Annotated in this window: 20 protein-coding genes; 10 read left to right on the plus strand and 10 right to left on the minus strand. The window is 54.5% G+C overall.

The features are described from left to right. Window positions 1-294: 294 nt before the first annotated feature. Window positions 295-1,074, plus strand: a complete 780-nt coding sequence (gene dapF, locus EGT74_RS15885) for a diaminopimelate epimerase (protein ID WP_181954751.1) — start codon at window positions 295-297, stop codon at window positions 1,072-1,074. A gap of 56 nt (window positions 1,075-1,130) precedes the next feature. Continuing rightward, a complete protein-coding gene (locus EGT74_RS15890; protein WP_123847566.1) occupies window positions 1,131-2,069 on the plus strand; it encodes a magnesium transporter CorA family protein in 939 nt (312 codons plus the stop codon). Window positions 2,070-2,298: 229 nt separating this feature from the next. Here EGT74_RS15890 and EGT74_RS15895 read toward each other — a convergent pair whose 3' ends face one another. From EGT74_RS15895 to EGT74_RS15905, 3 genes are read right to left on the minus strand one after another with little or no spacing between them, the layout of a single operon-like run. Then, window positions 2,299-2,748 (minus strand): NUDIX hydrolase, encoded by a 450-nt coding sequence (locus EGT74_RS15895; protein ID WP_123847567.1) that lies wholly within the window; start codon window positions 2,746-2,748, stop codon window positions 2,299-2,301. A gap of 15 nt (window positions 2,749-2,763) precedes the next feature. Continuing rightward, window positions 2,764-3,561 (minus strand): queuosine precursor transporter, encoded by a 798-nt coding sequence (locus EGT74_RS15900; RefSeq protein ID WP_123847568.1) that lies wholly within the window; start codon window positions 3,559-3,561, stop codon window positions 2,764-2,766. Further along, a complete protein-coding gene (locus EGT74_RS15905) occupies window positions 3,558-3,776 on the minus strand; it encodes a hypothetical protein (protein WP_123847569.1) in 219 nt (72 codons plus the stop codon). The genes EGT74_RS15900 and EGT74_RS15905 overlap by 4 nt, the downstream gene beginning before the upstream one ends. Window positions 3,777-3,904: 128 nt before the next feature. Between EGT74_RS15905 and EGT74_RS15910 the strand changes: the two genes are divergently transcribed. Further along, window positions 3,905-6,373 (plus strand): YfhO family protein, encoded by a 2,469-nt coding sequence (locus tag EGT74_RS15910; protein WP_123847570.1) that lies wholly within the window; start codon window positions 3,905-3,907, stop codon window positions 6,371-6,373. Window positions 6,374-6,481: 108 nt separating this feature from the next. On the opposite strand, the gene EGT74_RS15915 is transcribed toward EGT74_RS15910, so the two are convergent. The 5 genes from EGT74_RS15915 to EGT74_RS15935 form a co-directional block, all read right to left on the minus strand. Beyond that, window positions 6,482-7,372 carry an alpha/beta hydrolase gene (locus EGT74_RS15915; RefSeq protein WP_158618177.1) on the minus strand — a complete coding sequence of 297 codons (891 nt, stop codon included), beginning with the start codon at window positions 7,370-7,372 and terminating at the stop codon, window positions 6,482-6,484. A 75-nt stretch (window positions 7,373-7,447) separates the two neighbouring features. Then, window positions 7,448-8,365: a glycosyltransferase family 2 protein gene (locus EGT74_RS15920; protein WP_158618178.1), complete on the minus strand. Its 918-nt coding sequence runs from the start codon at window positions 8,363-8,365 to the stop codon at window positions 7,448-7,450. 211 nt (window positions 8,366-8,576) lie between these two features. Beyond that, complete coding sequence (locus EGT74_RS15925; RefSeq protein WP_123847573.1) at window positions 8,577-9,755, minus strand: glycosyltransferase family 4 protein; 1,179 nt, start codon at window positions 9,753-9,755, stop codon at window positions 8,577-8,579. Then, entirely contained in the window at window positions 9,756-10,568 is an 813-nt protein-coding gene (locus EGT74_RS15930) for a glycosyltransferase (RefSeq protein WP_123847574.1), read from the minus strand. It abuts the gene before it with no gap. After that, the gene (locus EGT74_RS15935; protein ID WP_123847575.1) at window positions 10,568-11,413 is read right to left on the minus strand and encodes an alpha-1,2-fucosyltransferase; all 846 of its coding nucleotides are present in this window, start codon (window positions 11,411-11,413) and stop codon (window positions 10,568-10,570) included. The genes EGT74_RS15930 and EGT74_RS15935 overlap by 1 nt, the downstream gene beginning before the upstream one ends. 176 nt (window positions 11,414-11,589) lie before the next feature. Between EGT74_RS15935 and EGT74_RS15940 the strand changes: the two genes are divergently transcribed. Then, a complete protein-coding gene (locus EGT74_RS15940; protein ID WP_123847576.1) occupies window positions 11,590-13,074 on the plus strand; it encodes a lipopolysaccharide biosynthesis protein in 1,485 nt (494 codons plus the stop codon). 407 nt (window positions 13,075-13,481) lie between these two features. Here the strand turns inward: EGT74_RS15940 and EGT74_RS15945 are convergent, their stop codons facing one another. Further along, on the minus strand, window positions 13,482-14,426 hold the full coding sequence (locus EGT74_RS15945) for a glycosyltransferase family 2 protein (RefSeq protein WP_158618179.1): 945 nt from the start codon (window positions 14,424-14,426) through the stop codon (window positions 13,482-13,484). Between the two features lie 41 nt (window positions 14,427-14,467). Between EGT74_RS15945 and EGT74_RS15950 the strand changes: the two genes are divergently transcribed. Next, window positions 14,468-15,307, plus strand: coding sequence for an FkbM family methyltransferase (locus EGT74_RS15950; RefSeq protein ID WP_123847578.1), 840 nt, complete (start codon window positions 14,468-14,470; stop codon window positions 15,305-15,307). On the opposite strand, the gene EGT74_RS15955 is transcribed toward EGT74_RS15950, so the two are convergent. Then, complete coding sequence (locus EGT74_RS15955; RefSeq protein WP_123847579.1) at window positions 15,304-15,978, minus strand: C40 family peptidase; 675 nt, start codon at window positions 15,976-15,978, stop codon at window positions 15,304-15,306. The two genes, EGT74_RS15950 and EGT74_RS15955, sit on opposite strands and share 4 nt — an antisense overlap. A 91-nt stretch (window positions 15,979-16,069) precedes the next feature. Here EGT74_RS15955 and dnaE point away from each other — a divergent pair, with 91 nt between their 5' ends. From dnaE to mqnE, 5 genes are all read left to right on the plus strand, one after another. Further along, on the plus strand, window positions 16,070-19,708 hold the full coding sequence (gene dnaE / locus EGT74_RS15960; RefSeq protein WP_123847580.1) for a DNA polymerase III subunit alpha: 3,639 nt from the start codon (window positions 16,070-16,072) through the stop codon (window positions 19,706-19,708). 136 nt (window positions 19,709-19,844) lie between these two features. Further along, the gene (gene trxA / locus EGT74_RS15965) at window positions 19,845-20,162 is read left to right on the plus strand and encodes a thioredoxin (protein WP_119080426.1); all 318 of its coding nucleotides are present in this window, start codon (window positions 19,845-19,847) and stop codon (window positions 20,160-20,162) included. Between the two features lie 229 nt (window positions 20,163-20,391). Continuing rightward, a complete protein-coding gene (locus EGT74_RS15970; protein ID WP_220392889.1) occupies window positions 20,392-22,026 on the plus strand; it encodes a NupC/NupG family nucleoside CNT transporter in 1,635 nt (544 codons plus the stop codon). 123 nt (window positions 22,027-22,149) lie between these two features. Then, a complete protein-coding gene (locus tag EGT74_RS15975; RefSeq protein ID WP_123847582.1) occupies window positions 22,150-24,279 on the plus strand; it encodes a M43 family zinc metalloprotease in 2,130 nt (709 codons plus the stop codon). Next, a complete protein-coding gene (mqnE, locus tag EGT74_RS15980; RefSeq protein WP_123847583.1) occupies window positions 24,276-25,454 on the plus strand; it encodes an aminofutalosine synthase MqnE in 1,179 nt (392 codons plus the stop codon). Before EGT74_RS15975 ends, mqnE begins: the two co-directional genes overlap by 4 nt. Window positions 25,455-25,516: the final 62 nt, after the last annotated feature.

Consider the following 25,516-nt stretch of genomic DNA (forward strand, 5'->3'; position numbering starts at 1 on the left):
TACCAGCCGAGCGATCAGATATGCGCCCCGGTAACCTCGCCGGATGGGAGCTTTGTTGTATGGTTGTTGGCCGTCAGGAGCTTCCAAACTGCATACTATCCTATCAGTCCAGCGAGCAGATATGCAACCCGGCAGCCCATTGGATGGGAGCTTCGTTGTATGATCGTTGGCCGAGGAGTTTCTACATCCATGCCAGTGGCTTTTAGCGCGGCGCCCGCGTTATTTCAGGGCAATCACCCATACGCCGCACCAGGGCATTGCCCGCTGGAAAAACATTTTTAACTTTGCATCAGCATGAACATTCATTTTTATAAATACCAGGGCACCGGCAACGATTTTGTAATAGTAGACAACCGTAACGGCGAATACAGCCAGCTGACCACCGCGCAGATCGCCCATTTGTGCGACCGCCGCTTCGGCATCGGGGCAGACGGGCTGATGATGCTGGAAAACGACCCCGCGTACGATTTCCGCATGAAATACTACAACGCAGACGGCCGCGAAGGCAGCATGTGCGGCAACGGCGGCCGCTGCCTCACCGCTTTTGCCCGCCAGATGGGTATCGATAAAAAAGATCTCCGGTTCATCGCTGTAGACGGCCCCCATGAAGCCAGCTTCCGCGATAACGGCTGGGTCAACCTCAAAATGCAGGACGTCAACACCGTAGAGATCGGAAACATGTATTTTTATCTCAATACGGGCTCCCCCCACTTCGTGAAATTCGTGTCTGACGTGCAGGAAGTGGACGTATACCAACAGGGCCGCGAAATCCGTTATAATGAAAGGTTTGCGGCGGAAGGCACCAATGTGAACTTCGTACAGGAGGTCGACAACGGCATTTTCGTACGCACTTACGAACGCGGCGTGGAAGACGAGACCTATTCCTGCGGTACCGGCGTTACGGCCGCCGCACTCACCGCCGCCCCGGCCGAACCGGGCGAGTATAACATCCCCGTCGAAACCCTCGGCGGCCACCTGGAAATCACCTTCACCCGCACGGGCGAACGCAGTTTCTCGGACATCTGGTTATGCGGCCCCGCCACCCTCGTATTTGAAGGAAATATTAAAATTTAGTCCGCCGGCTGTTGGTTGTGACTTGCTTTCATTAATTCCACTACCTTTGCGCCCGGATGATCCAGTACTTCAAAAATATAGATGCCCGCACGGTAGCCATCGAACAGCCGGAAAACGGCGCATGGGTGAATATTACCCCGCCTCTCAAACAGGCCGAATTCGAACAGCTGGCGGAGGAGCTGGATATTCCCCTGGACTTCCTGACAGACTCCCTCGACATCGATGAAAAAAGCCGTTTTGAACTGGAGGACAATGTAAAGCTCATCGTTATCAAGACCCCCACGGAAAACAACTCCATCAACGAAAGCGATGCCTACTACATTACCATCCCCATCGTAATCATCCTCACCCACAACCAGATCGTTACCGTTAACTCCTTCGACAACGCCGCCATCAAAAAATTCCTCAACACCTTCCACAACCGCCACCCCGAAAAGCGGAACATGATGGTGCTGAAAGTATTCGAAAAAGTGGTCATGAACTTCCTCGATTACCTCAAAGAGATCAATCAGCGCCGCAACCTGCTGGAACAAAAGCTGTACGACTCCAACCGGAACGAGGAACTGCTGTACCTGATGCGCATCCAGAAAAGCCTGGTGTATTTCGTAACGGCCCTGCGCAGCAACGAACTGCTGCTCATGAAACTGGAACGCACCAACTTCATGGGCCTCAACGACGATGAGAAGGAATTCCTGCACGACCTGATCGTAGATACCTCACAGGCTCTCGAGATGGCCAACATCTACACCAACATCCTCAGCAGCACCATGGATGCTTTCGCCAGCATCATTTCCAATAACCTCAACTTCGTGATGAAGCGCCTCACCTCCATCACCATCGTACTCACCCTGCCCGTACTCGTGGCCAGCATTTACGGCATGAACGTGGAAATACCATACGCGCACTCGCGGTACGCGTTTTATATCCCCGTTACGATCGCAATCGTGACCGCCGTAGTAATGAGCTGGTATTTTATGAAGAAGAAGTGGTTTTGATTCCAGGGTAATTTTCTGAAGCCTCCCATCGCATACCTTTTATCCATGGCAGTTTTCCATGTTGCCGCTGCTTTATCCGCCAGCCATATGCATTGCTGTTTCAATAACCCGCGCCGGAGCAGCTATCCTTATTCCGAAACGGCCCCGGATGCAGACGACACCCTCAGTATTTCTTTTTCATGAAAGCAGCCCTCCACATTTCAAATCAGCCCGGACGCAGGCAACACCCTCAATATTTCCTTTTCACGATATCCGCGAGTACTTTATCGATCGGCAGGGTCACCGCCTCAGCGGAAAAGGCATCCCAATCCACCCACCGCACGCCTTCCACCTGCGTGGCCCCTTCGGGTATTTCGAAACCGAACGGCTTTTCCAGTACAGTGGCGGTAAAGGGCGACAGCGGCCGGACGAGATAATATATGGAGATGATCTGGTTCACGTCGTCGAATGCCGATATCTGGAAAAAATCAGTGGTGTAGATGTGCTCCACCACTTCAATGTCCTGGTTCAGTTCTTCCTTCCATTCCCGCACCATACATTCCAGGGTGCCTTCGCCGAACTCCAGTCCTCCCCCGGGAAATTTGGTATAATACCCGCCCCGGATATATTCATCGCTTACCAGCACCTGCTTCTGCTCGTTGAACATGATGCCGTAAACCCTTACGGTAAATTTTGACATAGTAATATTTGCTGTTTATCGTTTCATGGCGGCCAGCCGCATTTCTCCCGCCTTTTCGGGGCCGAGGTACCGTTCGATCATACCGTGCACCCAATAGATGACGGGCGTTAACAGGATGGCCACCGTAAATTTATAGATATAATTGATGACGCATACGCTGAGCACCAGGCCCATGCTCCAGACTTCGTTCCCGTCCGGGTTATAGATGCTGGGCGCGAGGCGGAAGGCCACGAACAGCACCACAAAACTGTCGATCAGCTGTGAAATGAGCGTGGAGCCTGTGGCGCGCAGCCAGATCTTTTTTTCGCCAGTCACCTCCTTGATGCGGTGAAACGTGAACACGTCCACCAGTTGCCCGATCAGGAAAGCGATCACGGAAGCGATGATGATGTAGGAGCTTTGCCCGAGTATCTGTCCGTATGCGGCATCCATATCCGGCACGCCCGACTTCACTTTCATGGTCACAAAAAAGCTGGCGGGCGAGAGCTGGATCGCGAAATAGAAAACGAGAAAGGCGAAAATGATCAGTATCACGGTGAGATAGGATAAAAAGCGCACGCCTTTCATGCCGTAATATTCATTGATGATGTCGGTCATGATGAACACCACCGGCCAGAGCAGCACCCCGGCTGTCATATTGAAGCTGTAGGGGTCGCCGAGAATCATCAGGTTGGCGGGAGCAAAACCGAGGGTAGCTTCCAGCGAAAATATCTTGACGCCGATGATTTCGGCGATGAGCGCATTGGCCACAAAAAAACCGCTCAGGATGATGAACAGTTTGGTCGGTTTATCTTTCAGGATATTGATGATCATGATATGAAGAGTTCCAGTTGAAGGAGCAAGATAATAACATTCAAAATAAATATATACGGATGTACGTTAGCCCATTGTACCTTGCGGGCCAGCAGCAGGATGGCGGTCAGCAGGATGGTGATGATATTGAGGGGCGCCGCCACCACGCCGCCAAGTACCATGATGTGTTTCACCACCTGTTCCCAGGTATCGCTATAATCCAGCATCCTGATCACAAAGCCGACCAAATAACAGCAATTACAGATAAAGCTCAACTTTATCAGGAACCGAAGCCAACTCATATTGAAATTTCGGATAAAATACAGTTATTTTGGATTCTTTAAAACTAAATCTGTTTTACCCGATGAAGCAAAACTGGCAAAAAGCCATTCTCCCGCATGTGTATGCCATCCTCATCTTCCTGGGGCTTGCATTTCTATTCTGCAGCCCTGTACTGGAGGGGCTGGAGCTGAGGCAGAACGATACGGTACAATGGCAGGCCATGTCGCAGGAGGCCCGTGCATACAAGGAAGCGACCGGTATCGATCCGCTGTGGACCAATGCCATGTTCGGGGGGATGCCCACGTACCAGATCTTTATGGCGCAGGACAACTACACGTATTTCCTGCACCAGATACTGACGCTGGGGCTGCCCAAACCGGTGAATTTCTTTTTCCTGGCGATGGTAGGCTTTTACATCCTGCTGTCTGTAATGGGTTTCCGCCACTGGGTGAATGTGATCGGCGCCATTGCGTTCGGGTTCGCATCGTATACCCCTATCATCATATCGGCGGGGCACGATACCAAGATGTTCACCATCGCCTACATCGCACCCATGCTGGCCGGCATCCTGCTGACCTACCGGGGTAAATACTGGATAGGCGGCGTAATTACGTGTATCACCCTCGCGCTGATGACCACTTCGGGCCATTACCAGATACTGTATTACATGTTGCTGGTGTGCCTGATCATCGGCATCGTTTACGTGGTGCATGCCGTTCGCACCAAACAGGTAAAAAACGTCGTAAGCGCCACGGCCGTATTGATCGTTGCCGGCGCCTTGTCCGTATTACCGTCCACCGTCAACATCTGGACCACCTCCGAATATTCCAAATACACCATGCGCGGCGGCCATTCGGAGCTGACGCCGGAACCGGGAAAAGAAGGCGATAAAAGCGCCGGCGGCCTCGATAAAAGTTATGCTTTCAACTGGAGCCAGGGCATCACCGAAACCTTCACCATCCTGGCCCCGAACCTGTATGGCGGCCCTTCCCGCGGCCCGCTGTCCAGCTCCAGTCACACTTATAAAGCACTGACCAATCTCGGCGTACCGGCCAACCAGGCCGACCAGATCGCCGCCAATTCGCTCCGCTACTGGGGCGACCAGCCGATGGTAGACGGCGGCATCTATTGGGGGGCCGTGATCATCTTCCTGTTCGTGCTCGCATTATTCATCGTCCGGGATTTCAATAAATGGTGGATAGTGGCGGCCTGCGTGCTGGGCGTGTTCCTGGCCTGGGGTGACAACTTCAGCATGTTCAACTACTTCCTGTTCGATTACCTGCCCATGTATAACAAGTTCCGCGCACCGTCGCAGGCATTGATCATACCGCAGGTACTGGTGCCCTTCCTCGCCTGCTGGGCGCTCAACGATGTGGTGACCGGGAAAGTGGACAAAGCGGAACTGCTCAAAAAACTCAAATTATCGTTCTATATCACCGGCGGCCTCTGCCTGCTGTTTGTGCTGGGCTCTTTCGGCATGTTCGAATTCACATCCGCCCAGGACGTTGCCAGGATGAACTACGAACAGATGACCGGCAACAACAAAGAGGTGGTGGACACGCTGATGAAGGCGATGATCGAGGACCGTGCGTCCCTGCTCCGCATAGACGCCCTGCGCAGCCTGGCGATCATTGCCGTGGCTTTTGTGCTCCTCTGGGCGCTGCTGCAGCAAAAAGTGAAACCCGCATTGTTCTTCGCCGCGATGGCCGCGCTCGTTGCCATCGACCAGATACCGGTGGCGCATCGTTACCTGAATAAAGACAACTATGTAACGCCGCGCGATTACAGCGGTATCTTTGCACCCAGCCAGGTGGACCTGGCGATCAAGCAGGACAAAGACCCCTATTATCGTGTATTCAATACTGTTAATTTCCAGGATGCTCTGAACTCCTACCACCACAAAGCCGTTGGCGGCTACAGCCCGGTGAAACTGGCGCTGTACCAGGATCTGATCGACCGCCAGATTTCAAAAGGCAACCCCAACGTGCTGAACATGCTGAATACCAAATATGTGATCTTCGCAGACCAGCAGGGTCAGCTGGCCTACCAGCAAAACCCCGGTGCGCTGGGCAATGCCTGGTTCGTAGACAGCCTCGTGTGGGCCAGGAATGCCGACCAGGAAATGAAAACGCTCGACAGCCTCCCGACGGCACACGCCGCCGTGGCCGATGAGCGCTTCAAGACGGTACTGGGCGATTTCAAACCCGCCAAAGATTCCTCCAGCCGCATACAGCTCACGCAATACGGGCTGAACCAGCTCAACTACACCAGTTCCAACGCCAAAGAAGGCCTGGCTGTATTCTCCGACGTGTATTACCCTGCCGGCTGGAATGTGTATATCGACGGCAAGAAAGGAGAAATTGCACGGGTGAACTACCTTCTGCGCGGTGTGAAAATTCCCGCGGGCGAGCACAAGATCGAAATGAAATTCGAGCCCCGCTCCTACCAGCTGGGCAATACCATCTCCCGCTGGTCGTCTGTGCTGATTTTGCTGCTGCTGGCCGGCGCATTGGCCAACGAAGCAAGGAAACAACGGAAAGTAGCCGCATAAGTGCGGTTGACATCATAAAAAAGGGGCTGTATCAAAAATACAGCCCCTTTTTTATCCGGGTACCTGACGGAGCCAGACAATTATTTCAAGCGATTCTCAACGCCTTCTTTATGGCACATATTGCCGGAAAAATGCATCGGTTTCATTAAGCACCTGTTCCCAGTTGCCGGGTTTACTGAAACCGTGGTCGGCGCCGGCGATTTCTACATGCCGGTTCGGTATCTTCTTCGTGTTGAGCGCGTTGGTGAAGGCTTCGTACAATATCTTGCTGACGTCGGGCATGTTGAACAATTCGTTGTTTTCGGGGCGGACATTGAGCGTGGGTTTGATGCTCCCTCCGCTGGCCACAATCCAGTACGGGCTTACGGCCATGTAGGCGAGTTTGTTGGCGTTTTTAGGTTCGTGGCCGATGGCGCGGTAATACACTTCCACGAGGCGCGGGTCCATCTGGCTGAACTGGGATTCGTCCTGGAAGCTGAAGTCCGTTGCACCCGCCCAGTTGGCGGCCGCTTTCACCAGTCCACCTTCGTTCATGCCGTTGTATGCGTACAGCATGGCCAGCGTGGCGCCGGCACTATGCCCGGCAATGGCCCAGCGGGTGTTGCTGACGTTCCATTCCCCTGTTTTGGCCAGGGCAGCCTGTATGGCAGTGTGCACGTCGTGCAGCTGCTCGGTGATGCGGATGCTGCTGGGTTTGTGAACGAGCGGTGTCTGGAAGAGGCCCGTCGTGTCTACCAGGCGGTAATTGACGTTGACGACGGCATATCCCTTCCCGGAGAACCGCTGCATATGCGGGTGCACGTCCGCCTTATCGCCCGCCACGAAACCGCCGCCATGCAGGAATACCACCACCGGCGTCTGGGCCGTGCGGCCCGGCGGCAGGTATACGTCCATTTGCTGGCGGGCATCGGCGCCGTAGGCAACGTTCGGTATGAGGGTGACGCCGTCGCCTTCGTTGTTATCGTCTTTATTACAAGCAGGAAGGATGATTGCAGCCATACAAAGCGTGAATAAAATGTTCCGCATGGTACCTTTATTTGTACAGGCGTCATCCCCCAAAAAAGGTGCCGGAAGCTAATACCACAACCTGGCCTCTACCCGCTTCAGATAGGTCTTTGCCGCCGCACCCAGCGGCGTACGGCTTTCCTTTCCGGGAATGCGCCGTATTTCGCGCCAGCCGCTGAACCATTCTTTCCAGTTCCACGCCGTTTTTTGGAGGAATTCCAGCGACCACATGAAAGCCGTGCTGTAGAAAAACGGTTTGGGCAGGTAGCGGTAAGCCACCTTGCTTTTGTTGATCCAGAGCATTTTCATTTTGGTCATATGCGGTGTGCGGCCGAGGGGCGATTCGTTGTGCAGCACCACGATGGAAGCGTCGTATGCGATACTGTACCCCTGCTCGATGGCGCGGTAGGTAAGATCATATTCTTCCATGCCGTAGAAAAAATCAACGGGGTAAATACCGGCTTTATCGTACACGGCTTTGAGGATGGCATGCCCGCAGCCGATGAAATACGGGGCCAGGAAGGATATTTTATGCTGATATTTTTCAAACTGCTTATGCGGGAAGGCGTTGACCTGCATTTGCCCGGTGCTGGCGTACAGCACTTTAAAGCACAGGATGCCCGTGTGGTTATCCCGGAGGAAGGGCGATTCGAACGCCGCCACGATCTGCTGCAAGGCGGTGTTATCGCGGAAAGCGGCATCATCGTCGATGGTGACCAGTATGGGCGCCGTGGCCATGGAGATGCCGAGGTTGCGGCCGCGCGCCACCCCGAGGTTTTCAGCTGAATAATGATAGCGGAAAGGAATACCGGGTGTGGATGCGATGAAGGCCTGTACCGCGCTGTAGTCCGCGGTGGAGGCGTTATTGATGATGATCACTTCCTGCAGCAGATCCGCCGCCCGCTGCTGCGAGGCGAGGTTCCGCACCAGGGCCAGCAGGTCGTCCGGCCGGTTGTAAGTGATGATGATGACCGATAGTTGTTTCATAGTTTGATATTCACCGGCCGGTTCCGTCATCTGAAAGAAACGCTCCCGCCCGTTATCATCCGTTGTAATTGATTTTATCCGCTCCCGCCCGAACATGTTGTGATTTAAATGAATGCCCGGTTGGTTCATATCTTTCGGCAGAAGCGAACGGTACGTCTCCCGCCCGAACATTCCCTATTCTAAAGGGATGCTCCACCACGGCGTCAGCCATTCATGCCTTATCTTTCAGCAAAAGCGAACGGTAAGCCTGTGCAAACGCTTCCATTCCAAAATGCTCCCGCGCATAACGGATATTGGCGGCGGCGATGGCATCCAGCTGTCCGGGGTGCTGCTTCCAGTAAGCGAGGCATTGCGCCGCTTCCTGCACGATGGCCGCTTCGGGCTGTTGATGATTGAGCAGGAAACCGTTTTCCCCGCTTTTCACATGATAGGGAATATCCCCCACATCCGTGGCCAGTACGGCAAGGCCGCGGGCCATCGCTTCCATGATGACCATCGGGAAACCCTCGCGCTCCGAAGTGATCGTTATCACCCGGTGCTGCCGGTAAATACGGTCGATGGCGGCCGCATCCGTCTGTTCCCCGTAAAAATGAACAGACGGGCGCAGGCCCGCCGGGATGGCGTCTTCCACGGGGCCCAGGAAAGCCGCGGGCAGACCGGCCGCCCGGGCGATTTCCGCAACGAGGTGCGGGCGTTTTTCGGACGTGCCCCGGCCCACGTACAGAAGCGACAATTCCCGCGGCAATGAATGGCCGGTGGCCTCCGGCAGCGGGATGCCGTTCATGATGAGGTGGATGCGCTGTTCGAAATGTGCGGGCACCTTCCAGCGCTTGTACAGGTCGAGGTGCCGTTGAATGCTTTCGCGGCTGATCATCACCGTAGCTGCGTAGAACGGCAGGAAAGGCAAACGGATATATGAAAAGCCGGTAAAAGCATGTATCAGTTCTATCTGCCGTACTTCCGGCCGCAGGTGCGGGCTCAGCTTGTAGGCAAAATTACACTGCCCGTTAAATACCACCGGCGTGGCGCGCTGCCGTCGGATATATGCGGCCGCCCTTCCCCGCCAGATCAGGTTGAGAAAATACAGCCACTTGTTGTCCGTATAGGCGCCAATGTTATGAACGGTGATGTTCGGTGCGGTGAATTGCGGCAGCATGGCATCGTTCACCGACTTTTTGGTAAAGAAGATCACCACCCGTTTTTCCGGGAACAGCTTCGCGATTTCACTGTGCACTTTTTCCGCGCCGCCCACATGGTAGAATGGGAAAAAGAAAAAGATGTCGTATTCTCCCCGCAGCGGCCTGAAACGGGCTATCAGCCTGCCCAGCAGCGCAAAGGGGAATATGGCGATTCCCTCCAGCTTTCGTTTCAATATCAGCCACGGATACATTTACGGTTTGGGTTTTATGGATTTGACAATGCCGATGGCCAGGTCTTTGAGCATGCCCATCAATACGGCCCTGTCAAAACCGTTCAGCTTCCCTTTGGCGAGGCGGGCTTTCAGGAAGCGCCGCTTGCAACGGAAGTTTTTGTAAAATACATTTTTATTCTTCAGGTTAAGGCTCGTCACGGAAGCGCTGTGCACGCGGTATTGCAACAACACTTCAGGCACTTTTTCCATCACCACGCCGTCTGCCTGCATGCGCAGCCAGAGATCGTAATCTTCGATGTGCTGCTGCAGCGGGTTATAACCATACTCCCGCATCACGACGGTACGCGCCATCACGCTGGGGTGCGTCATACAATTGAGGTATGGCAGCGCCTGCCGGATCTGTGCGGCGGTATGGTGGTCGCGGTCGCCCGCCCAGCTGCCGGTTTCCTCTCCCCGCTCGTTGATAAAAACAACGAAACTTCCCACCAGGGCGGTTCCGGGATGGGCATCGAGCCAGGCCGCCTGTTTGGCGAACCGTTCGGGCAGGCAGATATCATCGGCGTCTATCCGGGCGAGGTATCGCCCGCGCGCTTCGGCGATGCCGCGGTTGAGGGTAGCCACCAGCCCGCGGTTAGGCTGGTCGAGGTAACGGATGCGGCTGTCTGGAAACGACCGGATCACGGTTTCGCTGTTATCCGTAGAACCGTCGTTGATCACGATCAGTTCAAAATCACCGAACGTCTGTCCCAATATGCTGTGGATAGTGGCAGCCACCCAGGCGGCGCTGTTGTACACCGGGAGAATGACGGATATGTAGGGAGTTGCTGCCATCAGATCGTGAGCCAGTTTTGCGGGAATAAATCCCGGGTATTGAGTTGCGCTTCATTGAACCAGCGTTTGGGCGCGACCACTTTTTTGCCGCCATAGGCGTTCAGCCAGGCGGCCCACCAGCTGAAGCTGCTGTTGGCGATGATCTGGTGGCGGCAGCGGCTCATGAGAAAAAGATCTTCGTATTGCGTATGGCTCAGGCTGCCGCTGAGGATCTCCGCGGAAATGCCCGCCGGCAGATTGTCGCGCACCCAGGCCGGATCGTTGGTGAAAATATAGTATTGTAATCCCGCCGGCAGTTGCTGCACCGCTTTTTCGTAATACTCTGGACCGCAAATGCCGTGATATTGCACGGCCTGCTGGTGGGTGTAATCGCCGCGGCGGAAGTGCATGGCTACGCTCTCGGTATTTTCCAGCTGCCCGGCTTTCTGCATGATCCCGGGGGAAAAAGTGCCCGCAAACCGGAAGTCGCTCCGGATCTGCGGCTCAATGTCGTGAAAGTACTTCCAGCTTTGCCAGTAGCCTTTCATATACAGCGGCGGCTTTGCTTCAGGAAATGCGGGATCGTAATGAAAATGCGGCTCTTTGTATATCCGCCGCATGCCGAGCGGGATCAGCCGGTTCAGGATTCTTCCCGCCGTGCCCTGTTCAAACTGTTGAAGATCGCGCGCAGTGGCGAGCCCCGCCTGTATCCGCAAGCCATCCAGGCCGTACATGCCCGCCTGTTTGGGCTCGTAACCCGCATGGTCGAGCAGCAGCGTGGCGGCCGTGCGCAACGATACCGCGCGGCCCGCGGCATATTGGAACATCTGGTTACCCAGCCCGCCCTTCAGTTGAACAATAATCAATGGCTACAGATTTTAAGCCGCAAAAATATTCATTTTAACCGAGCAAAGGTACGGCGCGTCAAAAGTAGCGGAAAGCGGCACACCCACATAATTACCGGGAATATTGCCGTGAATTCCGTTTTTATCCGCCATAAATTATTAAACTTGCGCAAATAAAGCAGCCGGCAGGTATATCTATGGGCATTATCCGTAATCAAAGCATCAAGTCCACTCTCATCACATATATTGGTTTTGGTATCGGAGGCATCTATGTTTTGCTGGTTGCCAAACTGGTAGATCCCAACATCCTCGGGCTCACCCGCTTCTTCATCAGTATCGCCGCCATCGTGTACGCCGTATCCAACCTGGGCTCCGTGACCATGATGAACCGGTTCTACCCTTATTACCGCGATCTGCTGCCCGCGCCGAAACGCGATGTGTTCGGGCTCGTGCTGATGCTTTGCAGCATCGGTTTCCTGCTTTCCGCCGCCGGCACGTTTTTCCTGCACGACCTGGTGGTGCGGAAGTTCGGCACCAAAAGCGTTTTCGTGGTGGACTACTACTACCTGCTGCTGCCTTTCAGCATGTTTTATCTTTTTTTCACCGCCTTCGAAAACTTCTCCTATAACCAGTATAAATCCATCTTCCCGATCTTTCTCAAGGAAGTCGCCCTCCGGATACTGAACCTCGTGCTGGGGATACTGCTCATCACCGGCGTGCTGAGCCTGCCATCCTATGTATGGGGATACAGCCTGACATATGGCATTTTGCTGACCGTGCTGGTGATCTACCTGTACCGGCAGCGCGACCTGATCTTTTCTTTCCGCATCAGCAACGTGACCCGGAAATTATCGCGACACATCGTTACTTTCAACGGCATGCTGTATCTGGCCGCCATTTTCGGGGTGATCGCGGGCAACATCGACAATCTTGCCATTTCCAGCGTAAAGGGGCTTGACTACGGCTTTGTGTTCGAATTCTTCACCTATATCAGCACCCTCATCATCATCCCGCAACGGAGCATCGTAGCCATTTCCATCCCGGTGCTGGCCAAGTCGTGGAAAGACAAAAATATTCCCGCCATCCAGAGCATTTACGCCCGGTCGGCCAACGCCATGTTTACCTATGCCACGCTGATTTTCGCCGTGGTCACCCTGAATGCGGACGCCGCATTCGATATCCTGGAACTGCCGCCTATCTATTACGAAGGCGGGCTCGTATTGATGATCCTCGGGCTGATGCGGGTGGTGGAAATGAGTTTCGGCGTGAATTCGCAGATACTGGGCACGTCCAACTACTGGCGGGTCGACTTTTTCTCGAGCGTGGCGCAGTTTTGTGTGGCCATCCCGATGAACATCCTGTTCCTGAAATGGCTGGGGCTGGAAGGTTCGGCCATCGCCAACTTCGCGGGCATCGTCATATTCAACTCCATCCGCGTGGGCTTCCTGTACTACAAATTCAAACTCACCCCATTCAATAAAAACCTCTTTCTGATCCTGCTTGTGGCCGCGGTGACCTACTTTCTCTGCCGGTATATCCGCATCTCGAACGATTATCTCAGCATCATCGTGAGAAGCGTCATATTTACCGGCGTGTTTCTCGGAACGGTGCTGTACTTCAATTTGTCCAAAGACGTCACCGAAGCGACCGAAATCGTGATGAAGCGGTTGCAGCGGAAGTGATCATGCCGCTATTGCCGGCGTGCTGTGCATTCGACCGGAGGTCATTTTTGTGATCATCCGTGAGAGAGACCGGGGATAAGCCATGACGAGCCGGGTTTCTCCTTCATTAACCGTTAAAGGCGGGCTTATACCCGGGTTACTCTTTAAGTCGCCGTCGGCACTTTCACCGAAATTGCAACACAATTGCAGGTAGGGGTATCTACGCTTCATCTATGCTCCATCTACGGCGCATCCCCGGCGCATCCCCGGAGGGGCTTCGGAGATGCTCCCCTAAAGCATTGCTTATCAATAGCTTTATTACATACTAAAGAAACTTCATATAAAGGGAACCGGCTTCAATTGAAGCTGATGACGGGGTAGATGCGGGCCTCCATTTTCCGGGGGCCCGGACTTTTTCAGGAAGGCAGCTATCTCTTATTCATTCTCGAACAACAGTAAGCCAGCAACATCATACTTTTAGATACCAGGCCGTTTTGCAGTACCGCGTACGGAACCCGAACCTGGAAGCCGGTCATGATCCGGAGCGGTTTCGGGATGGGGAGGCCGCCGGCCAGCTGCTCCAGCATGTCCACCGGGCGCACGCGGTGGTTGCGCAGCAGGCGCCAGCAGAAATCGAAGTACGGCAACCGGCGCAGTACCGGGGTTTTGAGTTTCGATAACAGCAGTAAATGTTCCCGGATAACCACTGCCGGGTCGTGCTGCACGGCCTGCGTCACCTGGCCGCCGTGGATGCCGATATTCACCAGCGGTTCGGGGATGTATGCGACCTTATTTTTATAATACATTAATTGGATGTATTGGTCGATATCCACGAGCCATGTCATTCGTCCGTCGTAAGCGATCAAAGGTTCCCGTCTGAACATACCGGTGCTCGGGGCGCCGATGAAATTTCCCAGGAGGAGGCATTCCGGCTCCCGCTCCAGTTGCGCCAGTTGCCCGGCTGTGGCGGCGTGCGGGGTTTGATACCCCTGTTCGTCCACATTGGTGCAGGCGGAAAAAACGAACTGCGCGGCGGGGTTATTTTCCAACGCGGCATAATACTTGTTGAGAGAATCGGGATGCGCCAGCCAATCGTCTTGGTGCATAATTTTAACGTAACGGCCTTTAGCCAGCATTAACCCGGCATTCCAGTTTTCGGGGGAACCCAGTGCCACAGCGTGATGTTGATATGTGAGGGGGAACACACCACCGAATGCGGCTGCCACCTGCTTCACCGAATCGTCGGGTGAATCGTCCGTAATCACGACTTCAACATCTTTAAAGTGCTGCTGCTGGATGCTTTCGAGGCATCGCTGCAGGAGCCGCGGCTGGCGGTAGGCAGGAATGCAGATCGATATTGCGGGTGTAGTCATTGTGCCGTTATGATCAACAAAGATATTATTCTTTAATTCATATGCCATTATCATCCTCCTTCATAGGTAACCTGACGAGAGGAATATTGAAAAACCTGAAACCTTCATCCGGAAAGGGCCGCGCGCTATCTTACTGGACCGTCAAGTACCTGAAACATTTACCACAGGAAAAGCTCAGCTGTATCCGCTGGGACAGGAACAAACTATGGTTCTTCCGCTCCTGGGAGCTCATGCATGCCCTCGACGAGATCATGGGCCGGGAAATCTACCGCTTCGAGGCCGCCAATCCGGCTCCGCGTATTATCGACTGCGGGGCCAACATCGGCCTGAGCGTGCTGTATTTCCTGAAGCTCTATCCGCAGAGCCGCATCACCGCATTCGAGCCGGACGCGCGCAACTTCGATTTGCTGCAAAAAAACCTGCGCCCTTATAACGAAGCGCAGCTCGACCTCCGGCCCAAAGCCGTGTGGGTGCATAACGGGCACATCTCGTTCGACTCGCGCGGCGGTGAAGGCAGTAAAATCGCGGATGACGGCGGAACGGCCGTTCGCTGCACCCGGCTGGCCGACCTGCTGCGGGAACCGGTGGATTTCCTGAAGATAGACATCGAAGGCGCGGAATACGCCGTGCTGAAAGACTGCGCCCACCTGCTGCGGAACGTGAAACATCTCTTCCTGGAGTATCACGGCCAGATCAACCACAGCAACGAGCTCACCGAAATGCTGGAGCTGCTGCGCGAAAACGGGTTCGACTATTACATCCGCGAAGCGGCGGACAATGTGGACTACCCCTACCTGAACAACAGGCGGCGCGAAGGGTTCGAGCAACAGCTCAATATTTTTGCAGTGAGGGCCGACTCGGCGGTGGAAGCCGTTTCCTAATTAATCCTCCCCGCCCCCGCGTAATACCTTACCCAGTAAGGCTCGCGGAGATCGCTGATGATCACGCCCGCGCTGGAAGAGGCATGCACAAAACGGTCGTTTTCAAGGTAGATGCCCACATGGGAAATGCGCTTCTTGCGGTTGATCGCAAAAAACACGAGGTCGCCCAGCTGGAGCTCCTTGCGTTTGCTCAGGCGTTGCACCTGGTTGTATAACTGGATGGAATTGCCGGCCAGGGAAATCTGGAAAACCGTGCCCATGAGGGTATTCACAAAATTGGAGCAGTCGATCCCCGATTTGGTGGCGCCCCCGAGGCGGTAAGGCGTGCCCCACCATTCCTCGATAAAAGAATAGAGCTTTTCATTCACCACGTTTTCCACCGGCAGATCGAGCAGCTGGGCATATTTGAATTGCCAGGGCCTCGCCTCTTCTATGCCGCCTACGGCATACGGCACATTCTTCACGGGCGTGTTCCGGCCCTTGTATTCGTGTTTGGAGGTTTTTCCGTCACGGGCGATGGCGATGCCGTCAATAAACTCAATATCCGCCGGCGCCGCCTCTTTCTCCTCCTTTGCTACCGTTTGCTGCTTCGGCTTCAACAAGGCGCAGCCGGTAAACAGGAGCGCCGCCAGTGGTAAGGTAAGATATGTTTTTCCCGTTCTTCCCGTCATTTGCACATTTTTAAAATGCCTGCAATATAAAAAAAATGCCGATTTTTGTTGCTTGCTACACGATGTATTTAACCGCTTTTAAGAACCGAAGATGAAATTTTCCCACCTGCACGTACACACGCAGTTTTCGCTGCTGGACGGGGCTGCCGATATCAAGGGGCTCTACAAAAAGTCAATGGCCGACGGCATGCCGGCCCTGGCTATCACCGACCATGGCAACATGTTCGGCGCGTTCCAGTTCGTAGCGGAAGCGTACAATCACAAGCTGAATCCGGAAGATCCAAAAGATAAACGCCTGAAAGTGAAGCCTATTGTGGGTTGTGAATTTTATCTGGTGGAAAACCGGCATAAAAGGCAATTTACAAGGGAAGAAAAAGACATCCGCTATCACCAGGTACTGCTGGCCAAAGACGACGAAGGATACCGCAACCTCATCAAACTCTGCTCGCTCGGATATATGGAAGGCCTCTACGGCAAATATCCCCGTATCGACAAAGAGCTCATCCTCCAGTACCACAAAGGCCTCATCGCCACCACCTGCTGCCTCGGCGCTTCCGTACCCAAAACCATCCTCAAAAAAGGAGAAGAAGAAGGTGAAAAGGAATTCAAATGGTGGCTCGATATTTTCGGGGAGGACTTTTACGTGGAAATGCAACGCCACGGTATCCCCGAACAGATCAAAGTAAACGAGTCGCTGGTGAAGTTCGCACGGAAATACAACGTGAAAATCATCGCCTCCAACGATTCGCATTACGTAGACCAGGAAGACGCCAACGCGCACGACATCCTGCTCTGCATCAACACCGGCGAAAAGAAAAGCACGCCTACCAATAAAGAGTTTTCGGACGATGACGTGAGCGTAAAAAACAAACGCTTCGCGTTCTACAACGACCAGTTTTATTTCAAGACGACGCAGGAAATGACGCAGCTGTTTCACGACCTGCCGGAGTCGATCGACAATACCAATGAAATCGTCGACAAGGTGCAGTTGCTCGACCTGAAGCGCGACATCCTGCTGCCCAACTTCCCCATTCCGCCGGAGTTTTTCACGCAGGACCAGTACCTGCGCCACCTCACCATGGAAGGCGCACACAAACGGTACGCTGAAATGACACCGGAGATCGAGGAGCGCCTCAACTTCGAGCTGAATGTAATCGAGAACATGGGGTTTGCGGGTTACTTCCTCATCGTGTCCGACTTCATCAAGGCCGGCCGCGACCTCGGCGTATTCATCGGTCCCGGTCGTGGTTCCGCAGCGGGCTCGGCCGTAGCCTACTGCATCGGCATCACCAACATCGACCCCATCAAATACGATCTCCTGTTCGAAAGGTTCCTCAACCCGGAACGTAAGAGCATGCCCGATATCGATACGGACTTCGACGACGAAGGCCGTCAGAAAGTAATCGACTACGTAGTTCAGAAATACGGCAAACAACAGGTAGCGCAGATCATCACCTACGGTACCATGGCCGCCAAAATGAGTATCAAGGACGTGGCTCGCGTAATGGACCTGCCGCTGCAGGACTCCAACGGCCTGGCCAAGCTGGTGCCCGACAAACCCGGCATCCAGCTGAGCCGCATCTTCAATGCGCCGCTCGAAGGCGATAAGAGTCTTGCCGACAAGGAAGGCCTCGCCGGCGAGGATATCGAGAACGTGAAAAAACTCCGCGAGCTGATCAAGGGCAACGACCTGCAGGCGGAAGTGCTCCGCGAAGCCTGCGTGCTGGAAGGTTCCGTGCGCAACACGGGCATTCACGCGGCGGGCATCATCATCGCCCCCAAAGATCTCTCGGAACTGATACCCGTTACCACCGCCAAAGACTCGGACCTGCTGGTGACCCAGTTCGAAGGAAACGTGATCGAGAGCGCCGGCGTTATCAAGATGGACTTCCTGGGGCTGAAAACCCTCACCATCATCAAAGGCGCGCTGGCAATGATCAAAAAGAACCACGGTGTGGACATCGTGATCGACGACATTCCGCTCGACGATGAAAAGACCTTCGAACTCTACCAGAAAGCGGAAACCAACGCTACCTTCCAGTTTGAAAGTCCGGGTATGCAGAAGTACCTCCGCGAGCTGAAGCCCGATAAATTCGCCGACCTTATCGCCATGAACGCCCTGTACCGTCCGGGCCCGCTCGAGTATATCCCCACCTTCATCCGCCGTAAGCACGGGCTCGAGCCCGTTACGTACGACGTACCGGTGATGGAGGAATACCTGGCGGAAACCTACGGCATTAACGTATACCAGGAACAGGTAATGCTCCTCAGCCAGAAAATGGCCAACTTCTCCAAAGGGGATGCGGACATTCTCCGTAAGGCGATGGGTAAAAAACAAAAGGCCGTACTGGACAAAATGAAGGCCCAGTTCATGGAAGGCTGTAAAGCCAACGGCCACGACCTGAAAATGTGCGACAAGGTGTGGACCGACTGGGAAGCGTTCGCGTCTTACGCGTTCAACAAATCCCACTCCACCTGTTATGCCTTCGTGGCTTACCAGACCGCTTACCTGAAGGCCCACTACCCGCCCGAATACATGGCCGCCGTGCTGAACAACGCCAGCAACCTGGAAAAGATCACCTTCTTCATGGAAGAGTGTAAACGGATGGGCCTCGACGTATTGCCGCCCGACGTGAACGAATCGTACAAAGGTTTTGCGGTGAACAAAAAGGGCCAGGTGCGCTTCGGCCTGGCGGGCCTGAAAGGCGTGGGCGAAGCGGCCATCGAGAACATCATCGAAGAAAGGGAAAAGAACGGCCCGTATACCACCGTGTTTGATATGATCAAACGGGTGAACCAGCGTGCCGTGAATAAAAAATCCATGGAGGCGCTGGCGATGTCCGGCGCGCTCGACTGCTTCCCCGAGCTGCACCGCGCCCAGTATTTCTTCAAGGCAGACGGCGACAACAGCAACGGCCTGGAAAAAATCATCAAATTCGGGCAGCAGGCGCAGGCCGGCAGCCAGTCGTCCGGCGGGTTGTTCGGAGACGCGCTGATGCCGGAGATACAGGTACCCAAAATACCGAACTGCGACCCCTGGCCGCTGAGCATCAAACTCAACAACGAAAGGGATGTAACCGGCATTTATATTTCCGGCCACCCGCTCGACGATTACAAGTTCGAGCTGAAATATTACAACATGTCCACCATCGCCGAGGTGCTCGAATACCAGACCCAGATCAGCACACCTTCCGACAACAACAAAGGCAAGGAACGTTCGTTCCGGATGGCGGTGTATGTGACCGGCGCCGTGGAAAGGATTTCGCGGAACAACAAACAATTCGGCATCATGACGCTGGAGGATTATACCGGCAAGTTCGAGTTCGCCCTCTGGAGCGAGGATTACCTGCGGTTCACCACCCACTTCAAGCAGGGTATCTGCCTGTATGTGAACGGCGCTTTCAAACCCAAACGTTTCAACGAGAACGAATACGAGTTCAAGGTACAGAGCATGCAGCTGCTGCAGGAGGTAAAACGCACCCACACGAGGAAATTATTCCTCATTACACAGGCGCAGTTCATTACGGCTGAAATCGTGGACTTCCTGGTGGACAATGCCGCAAAATACCCCGGCAAATGCGAGATTTCGATGCAGCTGATCGATCAGCAGGAAGAACTGCAGGTAAAACTGCATACCTTCAACCGGCATATCGAAATGAATGACGAGTTGGCGCATTTCCTGGATGTACAACCGGATATCGATGTCTATATCGACACAATCAATAAGTAGCCATGTCAAAAAAGCAGTAGTTTTACACCGGTTTAGTTTTTGTATATATTGCAGAGCGATTCGGAACGCCAACCGAAACGAAACCATTAAGAACCAATCATTTAATAAATAATTTTAAACTTTTAAATCTATAAAAATGGCTTTAGAATTCACAGATGCGAACTTTCAAACCACCGTGCTGAACTCGGACAAACTGACCGTGGTGGATTTTTGGGCAGAATGGTGCGGTCCCTGCCGTGCGATCGGTCCCGTGATCGAGGAACTGTCTAAAGACTACGATGGTAAAGTGAACATCGGCAAAGTGAATGTGGACAACAACCCGCAGATCTCCATGAACTACGGTATTACGAGCATTCCCGCTATCCTGTTCATCAAAAATGGCCAGGTAGTAGACAAGCAGGTAGGCGCAGTGCCGAAAGCGGTGCTTGACAAGAAAATTCAGGCGAACCTCTAACAGGTTCCGGTCTACATAGAAATTCGAGGGCTGTATCATTTTGATACAGCCCTTTTTTTATCCGGGCACCTGCCTCCGGCAGGTAGTCATCAAGCGATGCTCAGCGCCCGCTTTTGTCGTGGATGCAGCCCTTCCCCCTTGCCCCAAACGTTGACCCGCACACGCTTTTTTTGCGCGCCCCGCTTTTCATATGAACATATTCCCTTATTTTGCCCCCCAAATCAACCTCATGTTACATTGGGAAAATATTGTCCGCGGGGCACTGGGCATGTTCTTTCTTATTATGGTTTGTTACCTGCTCAGCAACAACCGGCGGGCTATCAGCTGGAAGCTCGTATTGATCGGGGTGTGTGCCCAGGTGATGTTCGCATTGGGTGTGCTGAACACCCAGGTGGGCGGGCAGCCGGCTTTCTGGCTCATGTTCGGTGTGGTGATCGTGGTATTCATCGTGAACCGGGTACGGCGGAAAACCGTGGAAGGATTTCAGCTTCCCACCGATGTGTTGAGCTGGGCGCTGGCGATTGCCGGATTGGCGGGGTTCTTCTTCGGCATCATCCGGATGAAAACCTTCCCCTTCCCTGCCGTGGCCTTCGCAGCCGGGTTGATACCCATCGTAGCGATGATCAAAATACTGCAGAAAAGGAACCTCGAACTGCTGAAGTGGACGATACTGGCCGCCTGCATACTGCTCACCCTGTCCGTCTACATGCAGTGGTGCTCGCCCAGCGTTTTCCGAGACACCCTTTCGGCCGTGTCCGGCTCATTCGTGGAACTCATCAACATCAGCCATAAAGGCACCGAATTCATGTTCGGCAGCCTGGCCGACGGCAGCCTCAGCTGGGGGTATATTTTCGCCGTGCAGGTATTGCCCAATATCATCTTCTTCGCGGCCCTTTCCTCGATCCTCTACTACCTCGGCATCCTGCAAAAAATCGTGTACGTTTTTGCCTACCTGCTGAATAAACTGAAAATTTCCGGTGCGGAAAGCGTGTCTACCGCCGCCAATATCTTCCTGGGCCAAACGGAGGCCCCGCTGATGATCCGGCCTTACCTCGAAAAGATGACCCGCTCCGAAATACTCTGTATCATGGTGGGCGGTTTCGCCAATACCGCCGGCAGCGTGCTGGCGGCTTATGTGGGCATGCTGGGCGGCAGCGATCCCACCCAGAAGGAATACTTCGCCCTGCACATGCTGAGCCAGAGCATCATGAGCGCCCCGGCGGCCATCGTATGCTCGAAAATACTGTTCCCGGAAACACAGGACCACCTCATTTCGAAAGACCTCTACGTGCCCCGCGAAAAGCTGGGTGATAACTTCCTCGACGCCCTTTCCCTGGGCACCACCGACGGCCTGAAGCTGGCCGTGAACGTGGGCGCCATGCTCATCGTGTTTACGGCCCTCATGTACGTGGCCAATGCCATGCTGGGCTGGGCGGGTAACCAGACGAACCTCAACCCGCAGATCGCCGCCATGAGCGGTGGCGTGTATAAGGAACTGTCGCTCGAAATGATACTGGGCTACATTTTCTCCCCCGTGGCCTGGCTCATCGGCGTGTCGAAGCAGGATATGCTGGCCGTCGGGCAGCTGCTCGGCGAAAAGACCGTGCTCAACGAGTTCATCGCTTACCAGTCGCTCGGCAAAATGAAGCACAACAACGTCATCCAGGACCCGAAGTCCCTGCTGATCGCCACGTATGCTTTGTGCGGGTTCGCCAACTTCGCGTCTATCGGCATCCAGATTGGCGGTATCAGCCAGCTGGCGCCCAACCAGCGCAGGAACCTCACCGAACTGGGCGTGAAGGCGCTCATCGGGGGCACCATCGCCTGTTTGATGTGCGGCTGTATTGCCGGAGCTTTAAGTTAACTTATCCTGAAAAACAGGCCGCTGATCGAAATTTTTATCAGAATTCACCGGCGGTCAGTACATTTACGGGAGAATAAGTGCGGACTGTGCTTTGAAATCACTATCACCTGAAATATCCTGAATTTGCGTAGCTATACCCTGATCCTTTTCTTTGTGGTGGCCTGCCTGAGCGCGTCGGCGCAAAGGAAATGCGGTACCGATGTGGCGCTGCAGCAGTTGCTCGGCAAACACCCTTCCCTCGCCCGGAAAGTGGAGTCCGTGGAAACGCAGCTGCGGAAAGCCCGGCCGGACAACCGGCTTTTCCGGGTCAACCCCAGGGTCACCATCCCCGTAGTGGTGCACATCGTGCTGCAGAACCCCACCCAGGTGACCGACCAGCAGATCATGAACCAGCTGGCCAGCGTGAACCTCGATTACATTGCCCAGAATTCCGATATCAATAAAGTGCCCGCCGCCTGGCAGGCCATCATCGGCAATCCCGAAATCCAGTTCTGCCTCGCGGTACGCTCCCCGGACGGCGACCCTACCACCGGCATCACCCGTACCACCACCACCCGCTCCTCCTTTTCGATCGAAGGAGCCGCCCGCGACGTGAAGCATAGCTCCACCGGCGGCGCGGACGCCTGGGATCCCACCAAATACCTGAACATCTGGGTATGCTCCCTCACCGACAATTACCTCGGTGTGGCCACCCCTCCGGGCAACGTGTACCCGGCGGATGAAGACGGCGTGGTGGTGCTGCACACCGCATTCGGCAGCACCGGCTCGGCGCGCACGCCTTTTAACCTCGGCCGTACCCTCACCCATGAGATCGGCCACTATTTCGGTTTACGGCACATCTGGGGTGATGACGGCGGCACCTGCAACCAGGACGACGGCGTGGACGATACCCCTCGCCAGGGCGACCAGAACTACGGCTGCCCCAATTTCCCGCTGACGGACGCCTGTACCGCCGCGGCCCCCGGCGTGATGTTCATGAACTACATGGATTATGTGAACGATGCCTGCATGTTCCTCTTTACCACCGGGCAAACCGACCGCATGCGCAACGCGCTGGACGCACAGCGTCTTTCGCTGCTGAGCTCCAACGGCTGCCAGGCGGTGAACCTCAAGGCGCGCGATGCCGGCATCTCATCAATACAACAGCCGGAAGGATACCGCTGCGGCGCCAACCAGTCGCCCGTAGTGACCCTTAAAAACCGCGGCACCAGCGCCCTTACGCAGGTCACCATCCGCTATACCGTCAACAACGGCGCGCCCGTGAGCTTCAGCTGGACGGGCAACCTCGCTTCCCTCGCTGAAACGGGGGTGAACCTGCCCGGGTTGCAGGCGGCGGAAGGCGTGTCTGTTCTGAAAGCTTATACACACCTGCCCAACGGCGCGGCCGACGAACAGCCGGAAAACGATACCAGTACGGTGGAATTCAGCTATTACGCGGCCAAAAACCTTCCTTTCCGGGAAACGTTTGAAGCCGGCGTGTTCCCGCCCGTAGCGTTCAGCCTCCGGAACCCCGACCGCAGTTTCACCTGGGAAAAAGCCACCACCGGCAGCAAAGGCAGCGGCACTTCGGCCATGATGCGCAACCTGGGATACGCGGTGAACGACCAGGTGGACGATCTGATCGGGCCCGTGGTGAATGCCTCGGGTGCGGACTCGGTATGGCTCCGCTTCGACGTGGCGGCCGCCACCACTACTTCCACCACTACGCCCACCAATCCCTGGGATACGCTGGAAGTGCTGATTACGAAAGACTGCGGGGCTACTTTCATCCCCACCGGCTATAAAAAATGGGGCGCCAAACTCATTACCCGGCAAACGCCCACCGGCCAGGAATTTGTGCCCACGGCGGCGGAATGGCGCACCGATTCGGTGGACCTTACCCCCTTCGTGGCCGGCAACCAGGAATTCAGGGTGGTGTTCCGCAATACCTCCAACTACGAGAACAATGTTTACATCGACGATATCAATATTGTAAAGAAGGATATCAACCGGATACTCAACGAAAAAGGTATCCTCATCTGGCCGAATGCTTTCACACGGCAGTTCTTTATCGAGTTCAAAACCTGGCCGGAAGACCTGAAAGGCATCTCGGTATATGACGCGGCGGGCAGGCTGTATTACACCGTGCAACCTGTTGTGCGCAACGGTAACCGCACGACAATTGATTTGGTAAATGCCCTAAATGGTGTTTACTTTGTGAAGTTATTTTACAGCCAACAGGTGAGGACTTATAAAATAGTGAAAGCAAAATGACGACGACTAACGCAACGCCCGGACTTCAGACATTATTGGCAGCACCTTCTCTCGACACGGACATCCGCAGGATAGCTGACAAGATATTACAGGAAGAAAGGCTCACGCAGGAAGACGGCATCACGCTCTTCGAGAAGGGAGATATCGGGCTGCTGGGCGCATTGGCCAACCACGTCCGTGAGCGCAAGCACGGCAACAAAACTTACTTCAACCGCAATTTCCATATTGAGCCTACGAACGTTTGTGTATTTACCTGCAAATTCTGCTCGTACTCCAGGCTCTATAAAAACCGCGAGGAAGGCTGGGAGCTCAGCATCGACGAGATGCTCGACATCGTCAAGAAATACGACGGCCAGCCCGTCACGGAAGTGCACATCGTAGGCGGCGTGCATCCCAAAATGAATCTCGATTTCTTCATGGACCTGATGCGCCGGATCAAGGCTCACCGCCCCGACCTGCACATCAAAGGGTTTACGCCCGTGGAACTGGATTACATGTTCCGCAAGGCGAAGGTCAGCGTGGAAGAAGGCATGCGCATGATGCATGAAGCCGGCCTGCAGTCGCTGCCCGGCGGCGGCGCGGAAATTTTCCACCCGGACATCCGCACGCAGATCTGCCACGACAAGGTGGATGCCGAAGGATGGCTGCACATTCACAAAACCGCGCACAGCATGGGCATGGTCACCAACGCCACCATGCTGTACGGCCACATCGAACAGTACTGGCACCGCGTGGATCACATGGAAAGGTTGCGGCAATTGCAGGATGAAACACACGGTTTCAACACCTTCATCCCCCTCAAATTCAGGAATAAAGACAACGAGATGGCGCACATCCCCGAATCCACGATCATCGAGGATTTGAAAATGTATGCCGTTGGCCGCCTGTATATGGACAACTTCCCCCACATCAAGGCTTACTGGCCGATGCTGGGCCGCAATACCGCGCAGCTTACGCTGTCGTTCGGCGTCAACGACCTCGACGGCACCATCGACGATACCACGAAGATTTACTCCATGGCCGGCTCCGAAGAACAATCCCCCTCCATGAACACCGCACAGCTGGCCATGCTCATCAAACAGGCTGGCAGAACGCCGGTGGAAAGGGATACGGTGTACAACGAAGTGAAGGATTATTCCGGCGTGGTATTTTCAGAAGAAGAACTCGCAGGCTGATAACGGCCGTTCAGAATATTTGTTAAAAGAGGAAAGGCGTTGCTTTTCCTCTTTTCAGTTTT

This window comes from Chitinophaga lutea (assembly GCF_003813775.1).
GTDB classification, from domain to species: domain Bacteria; phylum Bacteroidota; class Bacteroidia; order Chitinophagales; family Chitinophagaceae; genus Chitinophaga; species Chitinophaga lutea.

Bases quoted from the DNA above. Each gene is read 5' to 3' on its own strand.
- EGT74_RS15950 (WP_123847578.1), top strand. From the start codon at position 14,468: ATGCCATTATCATCCTCCTTCATAGGTAACCTGACGAGAGGAATATTG.
- EGT74_RS15945 (WP_158618179.1), bottom strand. From the start codon at position 14,426: ATGACTACACCCGCAATATCGATCTGCATTCCTGCCTACCGCCAGCCG.
- mqnE (WP_123847583.1), top strand. From the start codon at position 24,276: ATGACGACGACTAACGCAACGCCCGGACTTCAGACATTATTGGCAGCA.
- dnaE (WP_123847580.1), top strand. From the start codon at position 16,070: ATGAAATTTTCCCACCTGCACGTACACACGCAGTTTTCGCTGCTGGAC.
- EGT74_RS15955 (WP_123847579.1), bottom strand. From the start codon at position 15,978: ATGACGGGAAGAACGGGAAAAACATATCTTACCTTACCACTGGCGGCG.
- EGT74_RS15910 (WP_123847570.1), top strand. From the start codon at position 3,905: ATGAAGCAAAACTGGCAAAAAGCCATTCTCCCGCATGTGTATGCCATC.
- dapF (WP_181954751.1), top strand. From the start codon at position 295: ATGAACATTCATTTTTATAAATACCAGGGCACCGGCAACGATTTTGTA.
- EGT74_RS15895 (WP_123847567.1), bottom strand. From the start codon at position 2,748: ATGTCAAAATTTACCGTAAGGGTTTACGGCATCATGTTCAACGAGCAG.
- EGT74_RS15930 (WP_123847574.1), bottom strand. From the start codon at position 10,568: ATGGCAGCAACTCCCTACATATCCGTCATTCTCCCGGTGTACAACAGC.
- trxA (WP_119080426.1), top strand. From the start codon at position 19,845: ATGGCTTTAGAATTCACAGATGCGAACTTTCAAACCACCGTGCTGAAC.
- EGT74_RS15920 (WP_158618178.1), bottom strand. From the start codon at position 8,365: ATGAAACAACTATCGGTCATCATCATCACTTACAACCGGCCGGACGAC.
- EGT74_RS15915 (WP_158618177.1), bottom strand. From the start codon at position 7,372: ATGGCTGCAATCATCCTTCCTGCTTGTAATAAAGACGATAACAACGAA.
- EGT74_RS15900 (WP_123847568.1), bottom strand. From the start codon at position 3,561: ATGATCATCAATATCCTGAAAGATAAACCGACCAAACTGTTCATCATC.
- EGT74_RS15940 (WP_123847576.1), top strand. From the start codon at position 11,590: ATGGGCATTATCCGTAATCAAAGCATCAAGTCCACTCTCATCACATAT.
- EGT74_RS15970 (WP_220392889.1), top strand. From the start codon at position 20,392: ATGTTACATTGGGAAAATATTGTCCGCGGGGCACTGGGCATGTTCTTT.
- EGT74_RS15890 (WP_123847566.1), top strand. From the start codon at position 1,131: ATGATCCAGTACTTCAAAAATATAGATGCCCGCACGGTAGCCATCGAA.
- EGT74_RS15925 (WP_123847573.1), bottom strand. From the start codon at position 9,755: ATGTATCCGTGGCTGATATTGAAACGAAAGCTGGAGGGAATCGCCATA.